This window comes from Streptomyces sp. NPDC024632, from assembly GCF_055559175.1.
In genome coordinates, this window is record NZ_JBVHLD010000009.1 from 196575 (window position 1) to 215749 (window position 19175).

The 19175-nt window shown below is 75.4% G+C and carries 13 protein-coding genes; 5 read left to right on the forward strand and 8 right to left on the reverse strand.

Going from position 1 to position 19175, the window contains the following annotated elements:
* Positions 1 to 72 precede the first annotated feature (72 nt).
* Both ACZ37P_RS20535 and ACZ37P_RS20540 read right to left on the reverse strand, forming a co-directional pair.
* Positions 73 to 471: an STAS domain-containing protein gene (locus ACZ37P_RS20535; RefSeq protein ID WP_467347886.1), complete on the reverse strand. Its 399-nt coding sequence runs from the start codon at positions 469 to 471 to the stop codon at positions 73 to 75.
* Positions 472 to 554: 83 nt separating this feature from the next.
* Positions 555 to 3329 carry an AAA family ATPase gene (locus tag ACZ37P_RS20540; RefSeq protein WP_467347888.1) on the reverse strand — a complete coding sequence of 925 codons (2775 nt, stop codon included), beginning with the start codon at positions 3327 to 3329 and terminating at the stop codon, positions 555 to 557.
* Between the two features lie 269 nt (positions 3330 to 3598).
* Between ACZ37P_RS20540 and ACZ37P_RS20545 the strand changes: the two genes are divergently transcribed.
* A complete protein-coding gene (locus tag ACZ37P_RS20545) occupies positions 3599 to 5830 on the forward strand; it encodes a helix-turn-helix domain-containing protein (RefSeq protein WP_467347890.1) in 2232 nt (743 codons plus the stop codon).
* A gap of 39 nt (positions 5831 to 5869) precedes the next feature.
* On the opposite strand, the gene ACZ37P_RS20550 is transcribed toward ACZ37P_RS20545, so the two are convergent.
* Entirely contained in the window at positions 5870 to 6568 is a 699-nt protein-coding gene (locus tag ACZ37P_RS20550; protein WP_355340061.1) for an alpha/beta fold hydrolase, read from the reverse strand.
* 335 nt (positions 6569 to 6903) lie between these two features.
* Here ACZ37P_RS20550 and ACZ37P_RS20555 point away from each other — a divergent pair, with 335 nt between their 5' ends.
* Complete coding sequence (locus tag ACZ37P_RS20555; RefSeq protein ID WP_467347891.1) at positions 6904 to 8148, forward strand: acyltransferase family protein; 1245 nt, start codon at positions 6904 to 6906, stop codon at positions 8146 to 8148.
* 52 nt (positions 8149 to 8200) lie between these two features.
* Positions 8201 to 9037, forward strand: a complete 837-nt coding sequence (locus ACZ37P_RS20560) for a helix-turn-helix transcriptional regulator (RefSeq protein ID WP_355340067.1) — start codon at positions 8201 to 8203, stop codon at positions 9035 to 9037.
* Positions 9038 to 9146: 109 nt separating this feature from the next.
* Here ACZ37P_RS20560 and ACZ37P_RS20565 read toward each other — a convergent pair whose 3' ends face one another.
* Together ACZ37P_RS20565 and ACZ37P_RS20570 are read right to left on the reverse strand one after the other, a co-directional pair.
* A complete protein-coding gene (locus ACZ37P_RS20565; protein ID WP_355340070.1) occupies positions 9147 to 10367 on the reverse strand; it encodes an MFS transporter in 1221 nt (406 codons plus the stop codon).
* Between the two features lie 141 nt (positions 10368 to 10508).
* Positions 10509 to 11915 (reverse strand): NAD(P)-binding domain-containing protein, encoded by a 1407-nt coding sequence (locus tag ACZ37P_RS20570; RefSeq protein WP_467347894.1) that lies wholly within the window; start codon positions 11913 to 11915, stop codon positions 10509 to 10511.
* Between the two features lie 231 nt (positions 11916 to 12146).
* Between ACZ37P_RS20570 and ACZ37P_RS20575 the strand changes: the two genes are divergently transcribed.
* On the forward strand, positions 12147 to 12515 hold the full coding sequence (locus ACZ37P_RS20575) for an ArsR/SmtB family transcription factor (protein ID WP_355340076.1): 369 nt from the start codon (positions 12147 to 12149) through the stop codon (positions 12513 to 12515).
* Positions 12516 to 12553: 38 nt separating this feature from the next.
* Here the strand turns inward: ACZ37P_RS20575 and ACZ37P_RS20580 are convergent, their stop codons facing one another.
* From ACZ37P_RS20580 to ACZ37P_RS20590, 3 genes are read right to left on the reverse strand one after another with little or no spacing between them, the layout of a single operon-like run.
* A complete protein-coding gene (locus tag ACZ37P_RS20580; protein ID WP_467347897.1) occupies positions 12554 to 15646 on the reverse strand; it encodes an ATP-binding protein in 3093 nt (1030 codons plus the stop codon).
* Between the two features lie 3 nt (positions 15647 to 15649).
* On the reverse strand, positions 15650 to 17104 hold the full coding sequence (locus ACZ37P_RS20585) for a hypothetical protein (RefSeq protein WP_467347899.1): 1455 nt from the start codon (positions 17102 to 17104) through the stop codon (positions 15650 to 15652).
* Positions 17104 to 18507 carry a hypothetical protein gene (locus ACZ37P_RS20590; RefSeq protein ID WP_467347901.1) on the reverse strand — a complete coding sequence of 468 codons (1404 nt, stop codon included), beginning with the start codon at positions 18505 to 18507 and terminating at the stop codon, positions 17104 to 17106. Before ACZ37P_RS20590 ends, ACZ37P_RS20585 begins: the two co-directional genes overlap by 1 nt.
* A gap of 198 nt (positions 18508 to 18705) precedes the next feature.
* Here ACZ37P_RS20590 and ACZ37P_RS20595 point away from each other — a divergent pair, with 198 nt between their 5' ends.
* Complete coding sequence (locus ACZ37P_RS20595; RefSeq protein ID WP_355340088.1) at positions 18706 to 19131, forward strand: hypothetical protein; 426 nt, start codon at positions 18706 to 18708, stop codon at positions 19129 to 19131.
* Positions 19132 to 19175: the final 44 nt, after the last annotated feature.

Genomic DNA, 19175 nt, shown 5'->3' on the forward strand with positions numbered 1-19175 from the left:
CACGAAGACTCAGGAATTTCTTTTCCGGCCCCCACCCGTCACCCACCGTGCCCCCGGTCCGCCGCCCACCCGTCACCCGCGGTGCCCTCGGTCCGCCGCCCACCCGTCACCCGCGGTCCCGCGCTCCGCCGTCCACGCCTCGACCGCCGCGTCCGCGCTCGGCGCCGCGGTGAAGACCTGGTCGAGTCCCGTGACGCGGAAGACCCGGTCGAACCGGTCGGGGACCGCGGCCAGGACGGTGTGGGCGTGGGCCTCTTCCGCCCGGTGGTGGGCGGCGAGCAGCGTGCTGAGACCGCTGGAGTCGATGAAGTCCAGCCCGCCCATGTCCACGACGAGCTGTCGGCCGGGCCCGAGGGCGAGGCGTTCGACGGCCTCGCGGACCTGCGGCGCGGTGGAGTAGTCGAGCGCTCCGGCGAGTGCGACGACCGCGCCCGCGGGGGTGGCGCGGACGTCGACGGTCAGGAGTCCCATGGCACTCCTCTCGCGGACTGGCCTCATACGTGAGGTAGTTCGGAGCCGAGGTGCCCGCGGATTGGTGTTCGTACGATAAAAGTTCAGGCTCGCCGCTCTTCCGTCCGGTCCAGCGCGTCCCGCAGCGCCGCCCGCGAGGTGATGCCCAACTTCGGGAAGAGCTGGTGGAGATGGGTCGAGACGGTCCGCGGCGACAGCAGCAGCCGCTCCCCGATCTGCTTGTTGGTCAGGCCGGTGGCGGCCAGCCGGGCGACCTCCCACTGCTGCGGTGTCAGGGCCGGGCCCTCGGGCGGGAAGCGCGCGGCGACCGGGATGCCGCAGGCGCGCAGCTCCTTGTTGGCCCGGTCGGCCCAGGGGCGGGCGCCGAGCCGTTCGAAGCCGGCCGCGGCGGCGCCGAGCAGGTGCCCGGCCCGGCCGGGCGCCTTGCTCCGGCGCAGGCGTTCACCCAGGTAGAGCTGGACGCGGGCGTGGTCGAAGGGCCAGCGCTCGGCGCCCTCGACGGCCAGCGCCTGGCCGAAACCCCGTACGGCCTCGTCGTCGCGGTCCGCCGTCAGCGCGGCCGACGCGAGCAGCACCATCGCCAACCGCGGTGACACCGCCTCCAGTCCGGCCTCGCGCGCGGCCCGTACGTGCGCGGCGGCCTCGTCCCGCCGCCCGGTCCGTACCGTCGCCTCGACCTGGTCGAGGACCGCCCACACCGCGTGCCCGGCGAACGGCGCGAAGGTCCCGGGCGGCGTGATCCGGGAGGCGTGGCGGTACGCCTCGTCGAAGTCGCCGAGCGCCAGGGCGGTCAGCGTCCGCGCGTGGGCGGCGTAGCAGCCGACGGCGTAGCCCCTGCGGGAACCCGCCCACTGGTCCATCCGGTCCGCGAGCCGCCGGGCCCGCGCGTACTCGCCGCAGGCCGCGTGCAGGCAGGCGAGGACGAATGTGCCGGTCCAGGAGCGCAGCGGATAGGCCATCTCCTCGCACCACCGCAGACCCTGCTCCGCGACCTGCCGCGCCTCGGCCCACTGGCCGGTGAACCAGGCGTGGCTGCTCCACAGGAACGACGCCTGGATGGCGGGGAAGACGTTCTGCCCGTCCAGGCCGCCGCGGGCGGTGAGCCGCAGCGGCGCCTCCATCGCGTGCAGGCGGTCGCCGTACGCGGCGGCGGTGGCGATCCGGACGATCCGCACCGGGTCCGCCGTGCCGGGCACGGTCCGGATCGCGGTGTCGAGCCGCGCCCAGTCGGCCGGGCGGGCGCGGGCCGGGTCGCCGAAGGTGGTCCGCAGCAGGTGCAGGGTGTCGGGGACGGCGGCGCACTTCGCCAGCGCCGCGTCGAGCTCCGACCACAGCTCGCGCCGGCCGCCGTGCACGCACACCATCAGCAGCGTGGTCAGGGCCTCCACGAGCGTGGCGTCCGTGAGGTCGTACGGCTCGGGCTGGAGCGCGACGGCGCCGGACAGCAGGCGGTGCGCGGTGTCGATGTCCCCGTAGCTGTTGAGCAGGTACAGCGCGGCGGCCACCGCGACGGCCGGGGAGTCCGCGTCCGGCGACGCCTGCCGCGCGTCGTGCAGGAGACGCGGTACGTCGCGTACGTCGCCGGTGAGATTCGCGCCGACGTACGCCGCCTTGGCCAGCCGCCGGGCGTACGCGTCGCCCGCGGGGCTCAGCTCGGCCGAACGGACCAGCGCGGCAACGGCGTTGGGCCCGTCGCCGCGGCGTGTGCCGACGTCGGCGGCCTCCTCCAGGAGCGCGGCGATCGACTCGTCCGGCTCGTCGGCGGCCTGGGCCAGGTGCCAGGCGCGCCGCTCGGGGACCGCGGCCCACGCCGCCGCGAGCGCGCGGTGGACGCCCCGGCGCTGGTCGCTGGTCGACAGCTCCACGACGGCGGAGCGGATGAGGGAGTGCCGGAAGTGCACGCGCCCCATGTCGTCGTCCACGCGCACGAGTCGCAGGCGCTCCGCCGGGGCCAGGTGCTTCGGATCGCACCGGCCGGCCACCGCGCGGCGCACGATCATCATGGTGCCGCTGCCCTCCAGCGCGGCGACGAGCAGCAGGTGCCGGGTGGCCGGTGGCAGCGTCCTGATGCGCGAGGCGAAGGTCGACTGGAGCCGCTGCGGCAGCGGCAGCCGCTTGGGCAGGGCCTGGGAGGCGCGCCGCTGGGGCTCGGTGAGGGCGGCGGGCAGTTCCAGCAGCGCCAGGGGGTTGCCCTCGGCCTCGGCGATTACGCGCCGCCGCACCCGCGAGGCGAGCGTCGGGAAGCGGCGGCGCAGCAGCTCGTCGGCGGCGGCCTCCGGGAGCGGCCCCAACTCGTGCAGGGGAAGGCCGTTGTGGTCGAAGAAGCTCTCCTCGCCGAGCCTGACCGCGCACACCAGACCGGTGGCCGTGCCCGGCAGGCGACGGGCGACGTGCCCGAGGACGACGGCACTCGACCGGTCAAGCCACTGCGCGTCGTCCAGCACCAGCAGGGCGGGGCGGTCGCGGGACAGCGCGGCGGCCAGCGCCGCCGCGGCCTCCACGACCGTCCGGTGGCCGGGCGCCGCGTCGTGCTCCAGGCCCAGGACACCGGCCAGGGACGGCAGTTCGGCCGCGCGGGCGCGGACCTCGGGCACCGACGTCAGCAACTGCCGCAGCGCGCCGTAACTCAACTGCGCCCGGTACTGCACACCGTCCGCGCGCAGCACCCGCATCCCGGCGGCCTCGGCGCTCCCGGCGACGGCGGCGAGCAGCGCCGACTTGCCGACGCCCGGCTCGCCCACCAGCGCCAACGACCCTCCGCGGCGCGGGACTTCGGCCAGGAACGCGCCGAGCCTGCCGAGGTCGGCGTCCCTGCCGACCAGCAGCCCGTCCCTCGCGTCGCCGGCTCCGTCGCTCATCACTGCCCCCTGCCGCGCCCCGGCCGACCGCCGTCACCCGACTACGTCATATGACGGAATCGGGCAGGCCCGCCAGGCTCCTAGTGTGCATCCCACGACCTCGTCCGTCCGAGGGAACCGGCAGGTGGCGGAGGAAACCCGCCGGGTGACGGGGAGCACGCGGAACGCCGCACCCTCGGACGACGCCGGCCGGCGGCCGGGGAGGGACACCTCGGCTCCGCAGCTGAGGGGAGTGGTGCGCCATCACCGGACGTACGGGCTTCGGCGAGGTGCTGCGCGGCCATCGCCGCGCGGCGCGGCTGACCCTCGAGCGACTGGCGGAGGCGTCCGGTGTCAGTGCCCGGACGCTGTCGGACATGGAGCGCGGCCGGAGCCGCGGACCCCAGCAGCGGACCGTGACCGCGCTGGCCGACGCGCTCGCCCTGGAAGGCGCCGCGCGCGCGGAGTTGCTCGACCTGGCGCGGGACGGCCGCCTGCGCGGCCACTGGACGCGTCCGAGCGGCCTGTGCGAACTGCCGGGCGCCGTACCGGACTTCACCGGCCGCGCCGCCGAACTGGTCTGGATGAGCGAGCTGGTGTACGCCGAGAGCGCGCCGGGCGTCGGGGTGGTCGGTCTCGTCACCGGCGCCGCGGGTCTGGGCAAGACCACCTTCGCCGTCCGGGCCGCCCACGCCGTACGGCCGAGCTTCCCCGAAGGGGTGTACTTCCTGGACCTGCTCGGCATGTCGCAGCGGCCCGTGACCGCGGACGAGGCGCTGCGGCACGTCCTGCGCGCGCTGGGCGTCGGCGACCAGGACATCCCGGCCGCCACCGAGGGCCGCGCCTCCCTGTACCGGTCGGTCCTGCGCGACCGGCGCGTCCTGGTCGTCCTCGACAACGCCGCGTCGGAGGAGCAGGTGCGCCCGCTGCTCCCGGCCGGGGGAGCGGGCCGGGCCATGATCACCACCCGGCGGCTGCTGGCAGGACTCGAAGGCGTCCGCAGGCTGGTGCTCGGCCCGCTGCCGCTCCCGGAGGCCACGCACCTGCTGACCGGGATCATCGGCGAACGCGCGGCCACCGACGAGGAGTCCGACCTGACCAGGCTCGCCGAGCTGTGCGGCGGTCTCCCGCTCGCGCTGCGGATCATCGGGAACCGGCTGGCCAGCAGGCCCGGTTGGGCGGCCGGTGAACTCGCCGCCCGGCTCGCGGACGAGGAGCGGCGGCTGGACCAGCTCACGGCCGGTGACCTCAAGATCGCCAACGCCTTCGGGATGTCGTACGAACAACTCGCCGCGCCCGCGCGGGCGTTGTTCCGGCGGCTGGCCGCCGTGCCGGGGCCGGACGTCGACGCGGACCTGGCGGCCGTCGCGGGCCGGATGCCGGTCAAGGAGACCTGGGACGCGCTCGACGACCTCGTCGACCTCGGCCTGCTCCAGGACAGCACCGCCGGGCGCTACCGCTTCCACGACCTGGTCCGCCTCTTCGCGCGCGAGCGGCTGCGGGAGGAGGAGAGCCCGGCGCGGCGCGCGGAGTTGGCGGACCGGGTGACGGCCTGGCTGCTGCGGACGGCCACCCTGGCCGGGCGGTGGTTCGAACCCGGCTACGGCCGTCCCGACCGGCCCGACCCCGAACTTCCGAGGCTGGCCTCGGAAGAAGAGGCCGAACGCTGGCTGCGGGCGAACGTGGACAACTGGCTCGGCGCGATGCGGGCCGCCGCGGCCCGCGGCCGGTACGCGCCCGTGCTGGACTGCGCCGAGTCCATGCACTGGTTCTCCGACCGGTGGGCACACGGCCCGCACTGGCGCGAGGTGTTCACGCTCGGCGCCGAGGCCGCCGCGGCCCTCGGCGACCTGGCCCAGCAGGCGGCCCAGCTCAACTATCTGGCCTGGGTCCACTGGGTGCCGTCCCGCGACCCGCGGGCGGTGCTGCGGTACGCGCGTGAGGCGCTGGAGCTGGCCGAACGCGGCGGCGCCACCGCGCAGATCGCCTGGTCCCACCAGTACGCCGCCGGGGCCGCGCGCCTGCTCGGCCGCCCCGGCGAGGCGATCGCGTCCGCGTCCCGGGCGGCGGAGACGTTCCGGGCCCTCGGCGACATGGACTCCTATGTGCAGTCCCTCGCCTCGATCGGCAACTCGCTGCGTGAGGAGGGCCGTTACACCGAGGCGCTGCGGCAGTTCCGTACCGCTCTCGCCGTCATCGACGACGAGGAGCCGCGGATGGCGCCGACCGTCGTGGCGCACTGCCGCCCGCTGGGCCTGATCCGCATCGGCCAGTGCCTGGGGCACCTCGGCCGCCGTCCTGAGGCGATCGCCGCGCTCACCGCGGCGATCGCCTCCCTGGACGCGCAGCGCCTGACCGGCTTCCGGCTCGCCGAGGGACTGGAGACGCTGGGCGCCCTGCTGGCCGACGAAGGCAGGACCGACGGGAGCCGGCGCGCCTACGCACGGGCCGCCGAGGTGTTCGCGGAGGTCGGGGACACGGAGGCGGCCGACCGCTGCCGCCCGCTGTCCGCGCAGCCCTGACCCGCCTCACGGCGGGCCGGGCGGCGGGGCGGGCCGGGGTCAGAAGCCGCCGTTGGCGCCCTGGGCGGCCTGCGCGATGACGGCGGCCACGACGGCGGGCCGGGACACGTACACGGCGTGGCTGCCGGGCGTCTCGGAGACGGTGGCCTTGGCCCGCTCGGACATGGCGCGCTGCGCGGGCGGCGGGATCATCCGGTCGTCGGTCGCGACCAGGTACCACGACGGCTTCGTCCGCCACGCGGGCTCGGAGACCGTACCGGCCAGGGCCTCCACACCCCACGGGACCTGCGCGTCGGCCATGAAGGCGGCCACGTTCGCGGGCACGTCGGCCGCGAAGGACGCCGCGAACTTCTCCCGGTCGAGGAAGAGGAACCCGTCCTGCGGCGGCAGGATCGGCGGCACCGGCGCACCGGGCGGCGGGTCGGCGATCAGCGTGTTGACGGACTCACCCGCGTCCGGCGCGAAGGCCGTGATGTACGCGAGCGCGGCCACGTTGGGGTGGTTGCCCGCCTCGGTGATGACGGCGCCGCCGTACGAGTGCCCCACGAGCACCGCGGGACCGTCCAGACCGTCCAGCACCCGCCGCGTGACCGCCACGTCGTCGGCGAGCGACAGCGTCGGATTCTGCACGACCGCCACCCGGTAGCCGTCGGCCGTCAGATGGTCGTACACCCCCTGCCAGCCCGCCCCGTCCACGAATCCGCCGTGCACCAGCACGACATTCCCGATCGCCGTCATGACCTCTCCTGACCTGGTGGTCCGCGGCCCCGACGGCCGCTGCCCCACCGCCGAGTCAAGTCCTCGGGAGCGGCCGGGACCACGCAGAACAGCACGCAGAAGTACGGCGGCGCGGGTGTCGGCCGAGGGGCCCTGATGCAGCCGGGGTGAATTTCGTACGGTCATCTCCTTGCGGGCTGCCCAGCGCTGGATGACAACCTGCTGAACCGTTCCCGATCCCGGCCCGCGGGCCTGGTTTCGCGCCGAGCGACCGCCCTACGTTGAAGTGCTCCGGAGCGCGCGGGAGAGCGCGGACGGAAGCCCTGACCACGGACCCGAACTGGCGGAATCAGCACATGAGGCATGCGGGCGGCGGCTCCGGCGACGACTGGCCGGGGGGCCGCGGCGGCCCGGCGGGCGGCGGCGGCCCGGCGGGCGGCGGGGTGCTGCGGACCGAGGAACGCCCCGCCGCCGAGGGGCTGCCCGCGCCGGGACCCCTGGCCGTACCGGCCCCGCCCGCGCGCCGCCCGCGGCTGTACGTGATCGACGCGCTGCGGCTGTGCGCCGCGCTGATGGTCGCGCTCCACCACTACGTGGGCACCAACCGCGTGAACCAGCCGCACAATCCGGTCTGGGACCGCCCGGCCTCCCACGTTTTCCCGGCCGTCTTCCGCGTGTCGTCCTACGGCTGGATCGGCGTCGAGATCTTCTTCGTCATCAGCGGATTCGTGATCTGCATGTCGTGCTGGGGGCGCGGACCGCGGGACTTCTTCGTCTCCCGGGTGATCCGGCTCTACCCCGCGTACTGGTTCGGCGTGCTGTTCACCGCCGCCGTGCTCACGCTGTGGCCCGCGGTCTTCAAGGCGCCCGCCTCCGCGCGCGACACGCTCTTCAACCTCTCGATGCTGCAACAGGGTTCGCGCATCGCCGACGTCGACGGCGTCTACTGGACCCTCTGGTCGGAGCTGCGCTTCTACCTGATCTTCCTGCTCGTCGTGGCCACCGGTCTGACCTACCGCAAGGTCGTCGTCTTCTGCTGCGTGTGGGGCGTCGCCGCCGCCCTCGCCCCCGTCGCCGGGACGCCCGCGCTGACGCTGCTCGCCAACCCGGACGCCGCCTGGTACTTCATCGCGGGCCTCGCCCTGTACCTGATGCACCGCTTCGGCCAGGACCTGCTGCTGTGGGGCATCCTCGGGATGTCCTGGCTGATGGCCCAGAGCGAGATCGCCCAGCGCGTCGACACCGTCGAGCACGTCTCCAGTTGGCGCGGCGCGCTCCTGCTCTACACCGTCTTCCTGCTCCTCATGGTCGGCGTCGCCGTCGGTCTCACCGACCGCCTCCAGTGGAAGTGGCTCGCCACCGCGGGCTCCCTGACCTACCCCTTCTACCTGGTCCACTACGCCGCGGGCACCACCGCCATCCACTACCTGCGCGACCGCGCCGACCCGCGCCTGCTGGTCGTCGCGCTCATCGGCGCCATGCTGCTGCTGAGCTACCTCGTGCACCGGCTGGTGGAACGCCCGCTGTCCGCGCTCCTCAAGCGCGGCCTCACCCGCTCCTTCGCCCGCCTCGGACCGCCGCCGGTCCGCCGGACCCCGTAGCCGTACCGGGCCGCCGAGGAATAGGGCGGGCGGCCCGAGCGCTTGCCGGTGCATGACGCTGGTGGATGGGTCGGCCGCGCCCCTCGGCGGTGTGCGCGGTGTGCCGACGTGGGACATGGTGGCCGTGACGGTCCGCCGACTGGGCCCGGGAGAGCGGCTGGACGGCGGCGACGGCGCGATCTGGGCGCTGGTCCTGGACGGCGACGCGCGGCTGGAGACGGCGGCGGGCGCCGAGGCGCTGTGTGCCGGGGACGCCTTCCACGTGGACGCCAGGACCACGTACCGGCTCGTCGCGCCGACCCGCGCGGAGGTGGCCGTCGGCACTCTGCGGGCGGTGCCGCCGATGCCGAGCCCGCTGGTGGCGCGGGACTTCGCGGGGCGCAACCGGGGCATCGTGGAGCTGGTGCGGATGTGCCCGCTGGACCCGAGGCACGGGCATCCGCTCTTCGCCGCGAGCTACGGCGGGCTGATCCAGGCCGCCATGGTGCAGGCCGTCGAGGAGAGCGCGCGGCAGCGCTCGGACCCGCGCCTGACCGCGCTGGTGTCGGCGCTCGACGCGCATCCCGGGCGGGCCTGGACGGTGGACAGCATGGCGCGCTTCGCGCACCTGTCCCGCTCGTCCCTGAGCGAGCGCTTCCGCCGCGAGCTGGGCCGCAGCCCCGCGCAGGTGCTCCGCGAGGTACGCATGCGGCACGCCCGCGAACTCCTCGCCGGTACGGACAAGCCGGTCGAACGGATCGCCCTCACCGTGGGCTACGGCTCCGCCGCCGCCTTCAGCCGCGCCTTCTCCGCCGACCACGGCCGACCGCCCCAGTCCTGGCGCTCCCACCCGGGGTCCGGGCGGCCCCCCGAAGCCGATGCCGCCTGCGGCGGCGGCTCCGTGGAGTAGCGCGGGTCGCGTACCGGCTGTTCAGGCCGGGGGCTTGGCGAGGAGGCCGAAGCCGGTACGGCCTGCGGCGGCGGCTCCGTGGAGTAGCGGCGGGTCGCGTACCGGTCGTTCAGGCCCGGGGTCTGGCGAGGAGGCCGAAGCCGATGCTGCCCGCGAGTGCGGCGGCGGCTCCGACCAGGAGGGCGCCGCGTACGCCGCCGTTGTCGACCACGGCGCCGCCGATCGCGGAGCCGGCCGTGATGGCCACCTGGAACGCGGTCACCTGCAAGGAGAGGGCGGATTCGACGCGCTTCGGCTCGGCGCGGGTGACCCACAACTGGGTGGCGACCGGGACCATGTTGAAGCCGAAGCCCCAGACGACGATCGCCACGACCGCGACGGGGAGCCCGGAGGTCGTGCCCAGCACGAGCAGGCTCGCGCCGAGCAGGACGGGCGCGACGACGACGGCGAGCCCGAGACGGCGGGAGAGCGCTCCGGCGGCGAGGTTGCCCGCGAGGCCGCCCACACCCCAGCCGAGCAGCAGCCAGACCGTCGTACCCGAGGTGACCCGTTCGATCGCGAGCCGGATGTACGGGTAGGCGGCGAAGTTGCCGAAGGCCAGCAGCACGATGCAGCCCACCCCGGCCATCAGCCGCCGGTTGGCCAGCGCCTGCCGGAGCATGCCGAGCCCCGCCCCCGGCTGGGCGGGCACCGGCGGCAGCGTCGCCACCACGGCGGCCAGCGCCAGCAGGCTCAGGCCCGCGGCGGCCCAGAACACCGGCCGCCAGCCCACCGCGTCGCCGAGGACCGAGGAGAGCGGTACGCCGACGATGGTGGCCGCGCTCACGCCCAGCGCCAGGCTGGTGGACACGACGTGGTCGCGCCCCGGCGCCGCGCTCGTCCCCGCCCCGAGCGCGAACGACCAGAAGCCCGCGATGGCCACGCCCAGCAGCAGGCGGCCCGCGAGCAGCAGCGGGAAGTTCGGCGTCACCGCCACCACCGCGTTGGACAGCACGGCGGCGGCGAGCAGGCCGATCAGTACGGTCCTGCGGTCGGTGCGCGGCAGCAGCACGGCGATGGTGGGCGCGGTGAGCGCGCCCGCGATCGCCGTGGCCGCGACGGCCAGCCCCGCCGTGCCCTCGCTGACGCCGACGTCCGACGCCATGGCGGGCAGCACGCTCGCGGGCAGGAATTCGCTGCCGACCAGGGCCCCGATCCCCAGCGTGAGCGCCGCGACCGGGGCCCAGGAGGCCGCGCCGGGTCCGCCGCCCGCGGCGGCCTCCACGGACGGGTCGTCCGTGCCGCGGACCGCCGCCGGCTCGGTACTGGTCGCATAGCTCTCTGAGGTCATGCGCCCAGTCTCACGGGCGCGGCCCGCCGCGGCTTGACCGTTCGGCCGCACTCCTTGATGGCGCGGCCGGACCCCCGCGACCGGACCTGTGGCTGGACCCGCGACCGGACCCCGCGCCCGGACCCCCGTGGCGCGGCCCGCTCAGCAGCAGCCCGCCGGGCCCTCCTGCGCCACTGCCGCCGGTGCCCCGGCGCCGAGCTGGACGAGTCGCGGCGTCGGGGCGCAACAGCCGCCGCCCTGACCGGCGTTGGCGTCGGCGTCGGCGTCGATGTCGGCTTCGTCGTAGAGGCCCGCGCCGCCGCAGACTCCGGTGTCGGGGAGGGTGAGTTCGACGCGGTCGGCGGCTTCGAGGTCTCCGGCGACGGCGGCGGCCACCGAGCGGACCTGCTCGTAGCCGGTCATGGCGAGGAAGGTGGGCGCGCGGCCGTAGGACTTCATGCCGACGAGGTAGACGCCGCTCTCGGGGTGGGCCAGTTCGCGGTGCCCGTGGGGGTAGATCGTGCCGCAGGAGTGCTGGTTGGGGTCGATGAGCGGGGCGAGCGCGACCGGTGCCTGGAGGCGTTCGTCCAGGCCGAGGCGGAGTTCGGACAGGAACGACAGGTCGGGGCGCAGGCCGGTGAGCACGACGACCTCGTCGACCGGGTCCAGGCGGCGGCCGTCGTCGCCGACCAGGACGACGCGGCCGTCGGCGGCGCGCTCGACGGCGTCGGTGCGGAAGCCGGTGACGGCGTCCGCGTGCCCGTCGTCCACGGCGGCCTTCGCGGCGAGGCCGAGGGCGCCGCGCGCGGGGAGCTGGTCGGCGGTCCCGCCGCCGAAGGTCGAGCCGGACAGGCCGCGGCGCAGCACCCACACCGCGTGCGTGCCCGTACCGCCGTCGGCCTCGGCCAGGTCGGCCAGGGTGGCGAGCGCGGTGAAGGCGGAGGCGCCGGAGCCGATGACGGCGGTGCGTTTCCCGGCGTAACGGGCCCGTACGGAAGGGTCGTCGAGGTCCGGGACGCGGTAGGCGACACGGTCGGCCGCCGCGCGCTCGCCGAGGGCCGGGAGCCCGTTGGCGCCCGCGGGGGAGGGCAGGGTCCAGGTGCCGGAGGCGTCGATGACGGCGGAGGCGAGGACGCGCTCCTCACGTCCGTCGGCGAGGACGTAGTCGACGGTGAAGGGCTGCCGCTCGCGGTCGGCGTCCACGATCCGGTCCCGGCCGACGCGGGACACGCCGGTCACCGTGGCGCCGTAGCGGACGGCGTCGCCGAGGACGTCGGCGAGCGGCTGGAGGTAGCGCTCGGCCCAGTCGCCGCCGGTCGGGTACGCCGCCGGGTCGGGCCTGGTCCAGCCGGTGGGGGCGAGCAGCTCCTCGGCGGCGGGGTCGGTCAGCTCGGCCCAGGTGGAGAAGAGCCGTACGTGCGCCCAGCCGCGTACGGCGTGGGCGGCGCGGGGCCCGGTCTCCAGCACCAGGACGGCCTGACCGCGCGCGGTCAGGTGGGCGGCGGCGGCGAGGCCGGTCGGACCGGCTCCGATCACGACGGCGGGCGGGGCGGTGGTGGACGCGCTCACGGTGCTTCCCCTCTGAGGTCTCTGGCTCTCGGAGTCTCGGAGTCCCGGACTCTCGGACGCTCGGACGCTCGGGAGTCTCGGACGCCCGGACTCTCTGATTCGACATCTGTCGATGTCCTGTGCCGCCAGCGTGGCACCTGAATCGATGACCGTCAAATTAGATGTCCGTCGAATCCGTCGCTCCCGACGTCCTGGCCGCCGCCCTGATTCGACATGTGTCAACATAGACGCATGTCGAAAACCGAGCCGCTCCCCGCGCCTGCGGCGGACACCGCGCCCTGCTGCCCGCCGCTGAGCGAGCGCGCCCTGACGGCCGAGGAGGCCGAGCGGACCGCGGCGATGTTCAAGGCGCTCGGCGACCCCGTACGGCTGCGGCTCTTCTCGCTCATCGCCTCGCACGACGGCGGCGAGGCGTGCGTGTGCGACATCTCCGACGTCGGCGTCTCCCAGCCCACGGTCTCCCACCACCTCAAGAAGCTCCGCGAGGCCGGACTGCTCACCTCCGAGCGGCGCGGGACCTGGGTGTACTACAAGGTCGCGCCGTCCGTCGTGGCGGGCATGGGCAGTCTCCTCGGGCCGCCCGGCGCCACGCGCCGGTAAGCGCTACGGCCGCGGCCCGCGCCGGGCCGCAGCGGCGGTCAGACGACGATGGAGGTCATGGCGGCCCACAGCAGGGGCGAGTGCTCGACGCGGCCGGTGGCACGCCAGCGGCTGAGCCGTTCGCGCTGCCAGCCGGTGAAGTGGCGTACGGGGTCCGGGTCTTCGTGGGCGGCGTCCACGGCGAGGACCGCGTCGGTCAGGGGACGTACGGCCTCCGGCAGGCCGCCGAGGCGGTGGAAGGCGAAGCTGGTCGGGAGCGGCCAGCGCGCGGCGGTGACCAGCTCCGCGCCGTTGTGGAGCATCGCGGTCGCCAGCCCGAACGACTCGGCGAAGCGCAGGTCGCCGCCGCTCTCGCAGCCGATGAGGGCGACGCGCGGCGGCGCGGGCCAGATGCGGGCGCCCGGCTCGCCGTCCGCGCGCAGGGGGAGCGTGCCGAGCAGCAGGTCCTTGGCGGACAGCGGCCGGTGGGTGCGGACCGGCTCGGCGAGGCCGTCGGTGCCGGGCCCGCAGCACAGATGCAGGGTGCCGTCCTCGCTCTGCCCGCCCTCGACCGGCGCGCCGCTCACGTGCCCGACGTACATCAGCCGCCGTGGCCGCTTCCGCAGCGCCCCGCTCAGCCAGTCCCGGTCGAGGTCGGTACGGCGGAACGCCTCGGCGGGCGCGGCCACGGACGGTACGACCGCGCCCGCGTCGAGGCGGCGCCGGACGAGGGACAGCAACTCCGGGTCGGAGCCGGGCGGTCCGAGGACCGAGCCGAGCGGGGAGTCGGCCCGGAAGCCGGGCACGCGGGGGTCGAGGACGAGGACGACGGCGCCGGTTTCGCCGTGGGGCACGGCGACGGGGGCGTCGGCGTCCCGAGCGTCGTCGTCCCGAGCGTCGGCGCCCGCGCCGGTGACCCGCGTCCGCCGCAACGACGCCGGTGCGGTCGTCACGACGTCCGCCAGCTCGATGAGCCGTACGTCGCCGGTGTCGTCGACGGCCAGCAGTTCCCAGGGGACCTGCGCCACCCTCGGCGACGGCTGGATACGGATCAGCGGACGGCCCGCCCGCGCCGCGACCTGCCGGATCTGCTCCGTCAGCCCCTCGGGCCACAGCGCCCGGGCCAGCTCCCGCGCGAGCCGGTGCTCGGCCTCGCGGTCGGTCAGCGCGCCCGTGGCGAAGGCGCGCCGCATTCCCTCCGCCCCGTCGCCCGCCCCCGGCAGCGCGGCGGCCAACGCGCCCACCGCGCGGTCGACTTCGTCGGCGGGCCCGTGGCCCGTGCCGAAACCGCGCACTCCGCCGGCCCACGTCCAGGCCATGAACAGGTCGTCGGCGTCGGCCAGCCGGATCTGGACCACCGGGCGGGCCGTGAGGTCGTCGGTGACCCAGAACGGCACCTCCTCCTCGTCCACGATCCGCCGCTGATAGCGGAACTCGGCTGCGGCGACGTACTCCTGGAGCGCGACGCGGCCTGACTCCGCCGACATCCGCACCTTCGGCGGCGGCGCGACGCGCAGTCCCGCGGAGGCGGCGGCGTCCGCCGCCACACCGCCGAGCGTGGGCGCGGAGCCGTCGCGCCCGCCGGGCCCGTAGACCTTCACGGCCGCGCCGGGGAAGACGGCGGGCCCGGCGGCCCCGGTGCGCGTGGCCGACGCCGTCGTACGGTCCAGGGCCAGGGAGGCGCCCGCGCAGCGGTGCTCCACCAGCTCGAACAGGAGCCCCTGGTCCTGGCGTCGTACGGCGAGCCGGAAGGCCAACGCCATGGCGTCGTCGGCGAGTTGGAGCCACTGGCTGCGGGCGTGGGCGGTGGCGAAGTCGTAGCGCGCGGCCTCCAGGGCGAGTGCGGCGGGAAGCGCGAGGGAGAGCGCGGTGCCGACGGACTCCGGCTCGCGGGCGCCGTGGTCCGTGACGTTCAGATTGTGCTCCAGGGTCTTCGCGAGCAGGAGGTCGACCTGCGCGCACCGCTCGTACACCTCCCGCGCCTGGTACGCGTCGCGGGCCTGCTGGGCCAGCCGCTTCATCTCGGTGATGTCGCCCCGGTCGTACGCCTGTTGGGCGACCAGCAGCATGGTGTCGGCGGCGGCGATGACGGCACCGAGGCGTTCGAAGCGGGCCAGGCTCGACTCCAGCAGGCCGGCGGCGCGGGTGGCGTCGCCCCGCAGACCGGCGAGGTACCCGCGGGCCTGTTCGCAGACCGCCAGGTCACCGAAGCGCTCCTGTTGGGCGAAGACCGCCGCCGCCTCGGCGAACAGCCGTTCCGCGAGGTCCGGTTCGCCCCGGTGCATCGCGGTGTACGCGCGGTGGACGACCAGCGTCCGCTGCTCGCCGACGTCCCCCAGCGCGCGGAAATCGTCCTCCGCGCGGGTGAAGTAGTCCTCGGCCAGGTCGTACCGCCCGGTCGAGGAGCAGATCAGACCGAGGGCGGTCAGGAGGCGGGGCACGGTTTCCAGTACGGGACGTGCGGCGGCCTGCGCTCCGGGTTCCGTCGCGCTCTCCGTTCCGGGTTCGGTCGCGGCCTCCGCTCCGGGTTCCGCCCCGGCTTCCTTCGCGGCCTCCTTAGCGGTCTCCGCCACGGTCTCCGGCATCGTGGACAGCAGGGCCGAGGCGTGCTCCTCGGCTCTTCCCCACTCGCCGCGCTCCATCAGCAAGTGGACTCGGTTCAGGCCGAGTTCGGACGCGCGCAGCCCCTCGACGTCCTCGAATTCGGGCAGCCGGAGCGCCGCTTCGTCCAGAGACGCCAGCGCCTCGTCCAGGCGCCCGGACCTGCGCAGCAGGTCGGCCCCGCAGAGCAGCGTCTTCAGCAGCACCTCCAGCCACAGTTGACGGCCGCGCGGTCCCATCGGCTCGGACGCGATGCCGTCCAGGAGGCGGCGGGACCGATCGACGGCGTCCTGCGCACCGGTCAGGTCGGTGGCGGTGAGCCGGACGCTCGCGAGGTCGGAGAGCAGATGCGCCCGGAGGAACCGCACGTCGGGCGAGTCCTCGACGGACTCGGCCAGCGCGAGCAGTTGCTCGTACACGGCGGACGCGGCCCCGTGATCCGCGGCCAGTTGGTGCTCCTGCGCCAGGGCGAAGCCGGAGTCGAACGGCTCCCCGTAGAGCTGTATCACCTCCGCGTCCGGCCCGGCGCTCCCCTCGTCACCTGTCGTCATGCGTCAGTAGTCCTCACCCGTGGTGGTGGCGGCGACGATCTCGGCGAGGAAGGGGGCCGAGTGCGTGGCGCGGGCCGACGCGTCGTACGGCGCCGTGCCCTCGGCCGGTCGGGCCGCCGCGCTCACGAGGCGGTCCCGGACCAGCGCGCGGACCGCCTCACGGTCGGCGTGGCCTTCCGGGCCCGGACCGGGGTCGAAGCCCGGCAGCAGTACGGCGACCTCGAAGCGCGGCGTCAACTCCCCTGCGGACAGGCCCGGTTCCAGATCCGCGCGGCCGGTCCACACGTCGTCCCGCCGGGTGAGGGGCGCGCGGACCGGGAGGCCGCCGTTGACCCGTACCTCCGCGACGAGGGGCGCGCCGCCGACGGGCGCCGCGATGTGCGCGACGACCTCGACCTCGATCCGGCGCCGCCCGCCGAGCGCGCGCGCCGTCCAGGACACCGCCGACTCGGCGGCGTCCACGAACCCGGGCGGGTAGCGGCGCCAGTCGTTGGTCCCGGTGCCCCGGGCGATCACCCGGCCGCCGACGGCGAGGGGTTCGCCCGCCGCGAGGGTGTAGCCGAGGCGGGAGGCGAAGAGCGCGCCGGGGGTGAGGGGCGCGGGTGCCGTACGGTCCGCGTCCAGGTCCGCAACCTGGTCCGCAACCTGGTCCTGGTCCTGGTCCGCATCCAGCTCCGCGCGGAGGCGGCGCAGCTCCGGTCCGTCGAGACCGGCGGCGTCGGCCGCGCCGTCGATCAGCCGCAGCACGCTCTCCAGGTGACGCGCGGTGTGCCCGGACCGCGGCTCCGCGCGCCACCACCGCACGAGCGGGTCGAGAGCGGCCTGATGGTCCTCGATCAGTTCCGCCACGCAGTCGTCCGGCTGGTCCCCGCGGTCGTCGAACAGCTCCTGGCACCGGTGGGTGAGCGCGGCCAACTCCAGCCCGAGAACGTCCGGTTCGAGCGCCGGAATCCCGTCCGCGTACGACGCCGGCCACCACCGGGAGGCCCAGTGCCCGAAGGCGAGGCGGGCGGCGGCGTCCGCCAGAGCGGTTCCGTCGCCGGTCACCCGCGCTGGTGCCGGGCCCGCGACCGCGTCCCCGGCCGCCTCTCCTGTCGTGTCTCCGGCCCCCTGTCCGCCCGCGCAGGACCGCACGGCAGCGGCGGCGCGCTCGCCGTACACCGCCCACAGCCACTGCTGCGCACGCTCCACGTCGTGCACCTCGGCCACCGGCAGGACCGGGTCCCCGAGGACGGGCCAGACCAGGACCGCGCCCGCGACGTCGAGGACGGCTTCGGTGAAGCCGGGGCCGGGGCCGGAGCCGGGGCCAGGGCTGGGGCCAGGGCTGGGGCTGAGGTCCGGGCCGAGCGGGTCGCCGCCGTTGCCGGCAGGGGAGCCGGGGGAAGGGCCGGGACCGGCGGTGATCCGTACCACCCCGTCCTCGCCCCGCGTGACGTAGAGGTCCGCGCCTGCCGCCATCACGCGCTCCTCGGCTCGGCCGCTTCCGCGGCGGCGCCCGCCGACAGGCTCCGCAGCGCCGACCTGACCCTCGCGCGGTGGTCCATCATCACCGAGCGCGCGACCCCGTCGAGCACCGCCCAGGCCGCCCCGGCGTCCGCCAGCGGCGCCCCGTGGACGTCCCGGCCGTGCAGCCGCACCCACAGCCGCCGCATGTACGCGGCCCACGGCGCGCGGAGGTCGTGCGCGAGGGCGTCCAGGACCCCGCCGTCCGGGTCGGGCCGAGGGGAAACCGTCATCCTGCGGGCGCGCAGGACCGAAGCCTCGCGCCGCCAGCGGCTGTTGACGGCCCGGTGCGCGGCCGTCCGCCCCAGCGCGGATTCGCCGCTGCCCAGCGGGTCGAGGCCGACGGCGAGCCGCGCGCCGAGGACCGCGGCGACCCGCAGGCTCTCGTCGTACAGACCGAGCGGGGCGCAACCGCGGCCGACCTCCCGGTCCACGAGGTCCGGCACAGCGGGCAGTTCGTCGCGCCGGGCCGACGACTGGAGGACGACGAAGAGCCGTTCGAAGAGCGTACGGTCCAGCGGCGCGGGAAGCGTGGCCGTCGAAGCGCTCCGTCCGACCTCGGGACACGGCGGCGACTGCCGTGCGGTGAGCCCGAGATGAGGCGGCAGATCGGCCCGGCCCCACACCCCGCCGCCCGCGTCCGCCGCCCACAGCGCCCGGCCGAAGGACGCGCCGTGGCCCGCCTCGACCATGGCCGCGTACCGCGCCGAAATCCGCGACCGGTCAGGGGCGTTGCTGCTGCCGTTGCCGATGCCGCAGGACTCCAGCACCTCGGCCGCCGCGACGGCCGCCGCGAACGCGTCGGCGGCGGGGGCCGGTTGACGGCTCTTCCAGCGGGCGGCCAACTCCCTTTCGAGCCGCGCGCGTCGGACGCCGTCCGCCAGGTGCTCCTTCAGCGCCTCCACCGTGCGTCCGCCGGCCGTGTCGGCCACGTCCTCCACGACATCCCTGGCCACCGTGTCCGCAGCGGCCGCGGGCGGCCCGTGTTCCGTGGCCAGTTCGAAGCAGCGCTGGAAGTACAGGTCCTGGGGGTTGCCGGCCACGACGCCCAGCGCTCTGCGGGTCCTCTTGAGCAGCGTGAACCACCGCGCCGTCGCCTCCAGCCGCCCGCCGGACTCCCGGATCAGCGCCTCCAGCCGCGCGGCCTGCTCCGGCACGAGGAAGTCCGCCGCGAATTCGGGGTGCAGCGCCGGCCGGACGATCAGCGGCAGCACGATCAGCTTGACCGTCCTGGTCAACGGCGCCCCGCCGGGGCCGCTCAGCGATTCCAGCCCGGGCCCGAGGGCACGCCACGCCCGGTCGATGACCATGGCGCGCGCTCGGGCCGGGGCGCCGGTCGGCTGGCTGGCAGGCGGCATGTGAGGAGCGTACGTCGTACGGAATCGGGCTGGCGAACCTGGGATCGGTAGGTGTTCCCGGCCCCCTAGCGTCCCTGTCGTCAGCCCGTCGACCCCCGTCTCCGTACCGCACCGGGTGCGCGTCGGGCGTGCACAGGCCGTGCACAGGGCGTGCGCCGGGCGGCACGGGACCGGGCATCACCAGAAGGAGCAGCCGTCATGGGAATCTTCAGGAAGCGCCGCCAGAGCCGCGAGGAGCGGGCGGCCGAGATCGCCGGCAAGGTGGCCAGCGGCAAGGGCTTCTACGGCCGTACCACCCGCGCGTTCCTCGGCGAGGAGGACTTCAGCCGGGTCCAGCAGTCCATCGGGGCGTACAACTCCGGCCTCGACGTACAGCAGTTGCTCGCGGCCGGGGCGCCGACCACCCCCGCCGTGGTCGTGTCGATCACCGACACCGGCAGGCTCGTCAACTTCGACCCGGTGGTCGACCTGGTCCTCCAGCCGAACGGGACCGCCGACCGGATCGCGCTCCAGACCATCGTCTCCAAGCTGCGGATTCCGCGCGCCGGGGACCAGGTGCTGCTGGTGGCGGACCCCGCCCGGCCCGGCGGCTACCTGTACGCCGGGGACGGGGTCACGCCGTGAGGGCCGCCCGTACTCCGGCGCGGGTCCCGGTCCCGACGCCGATG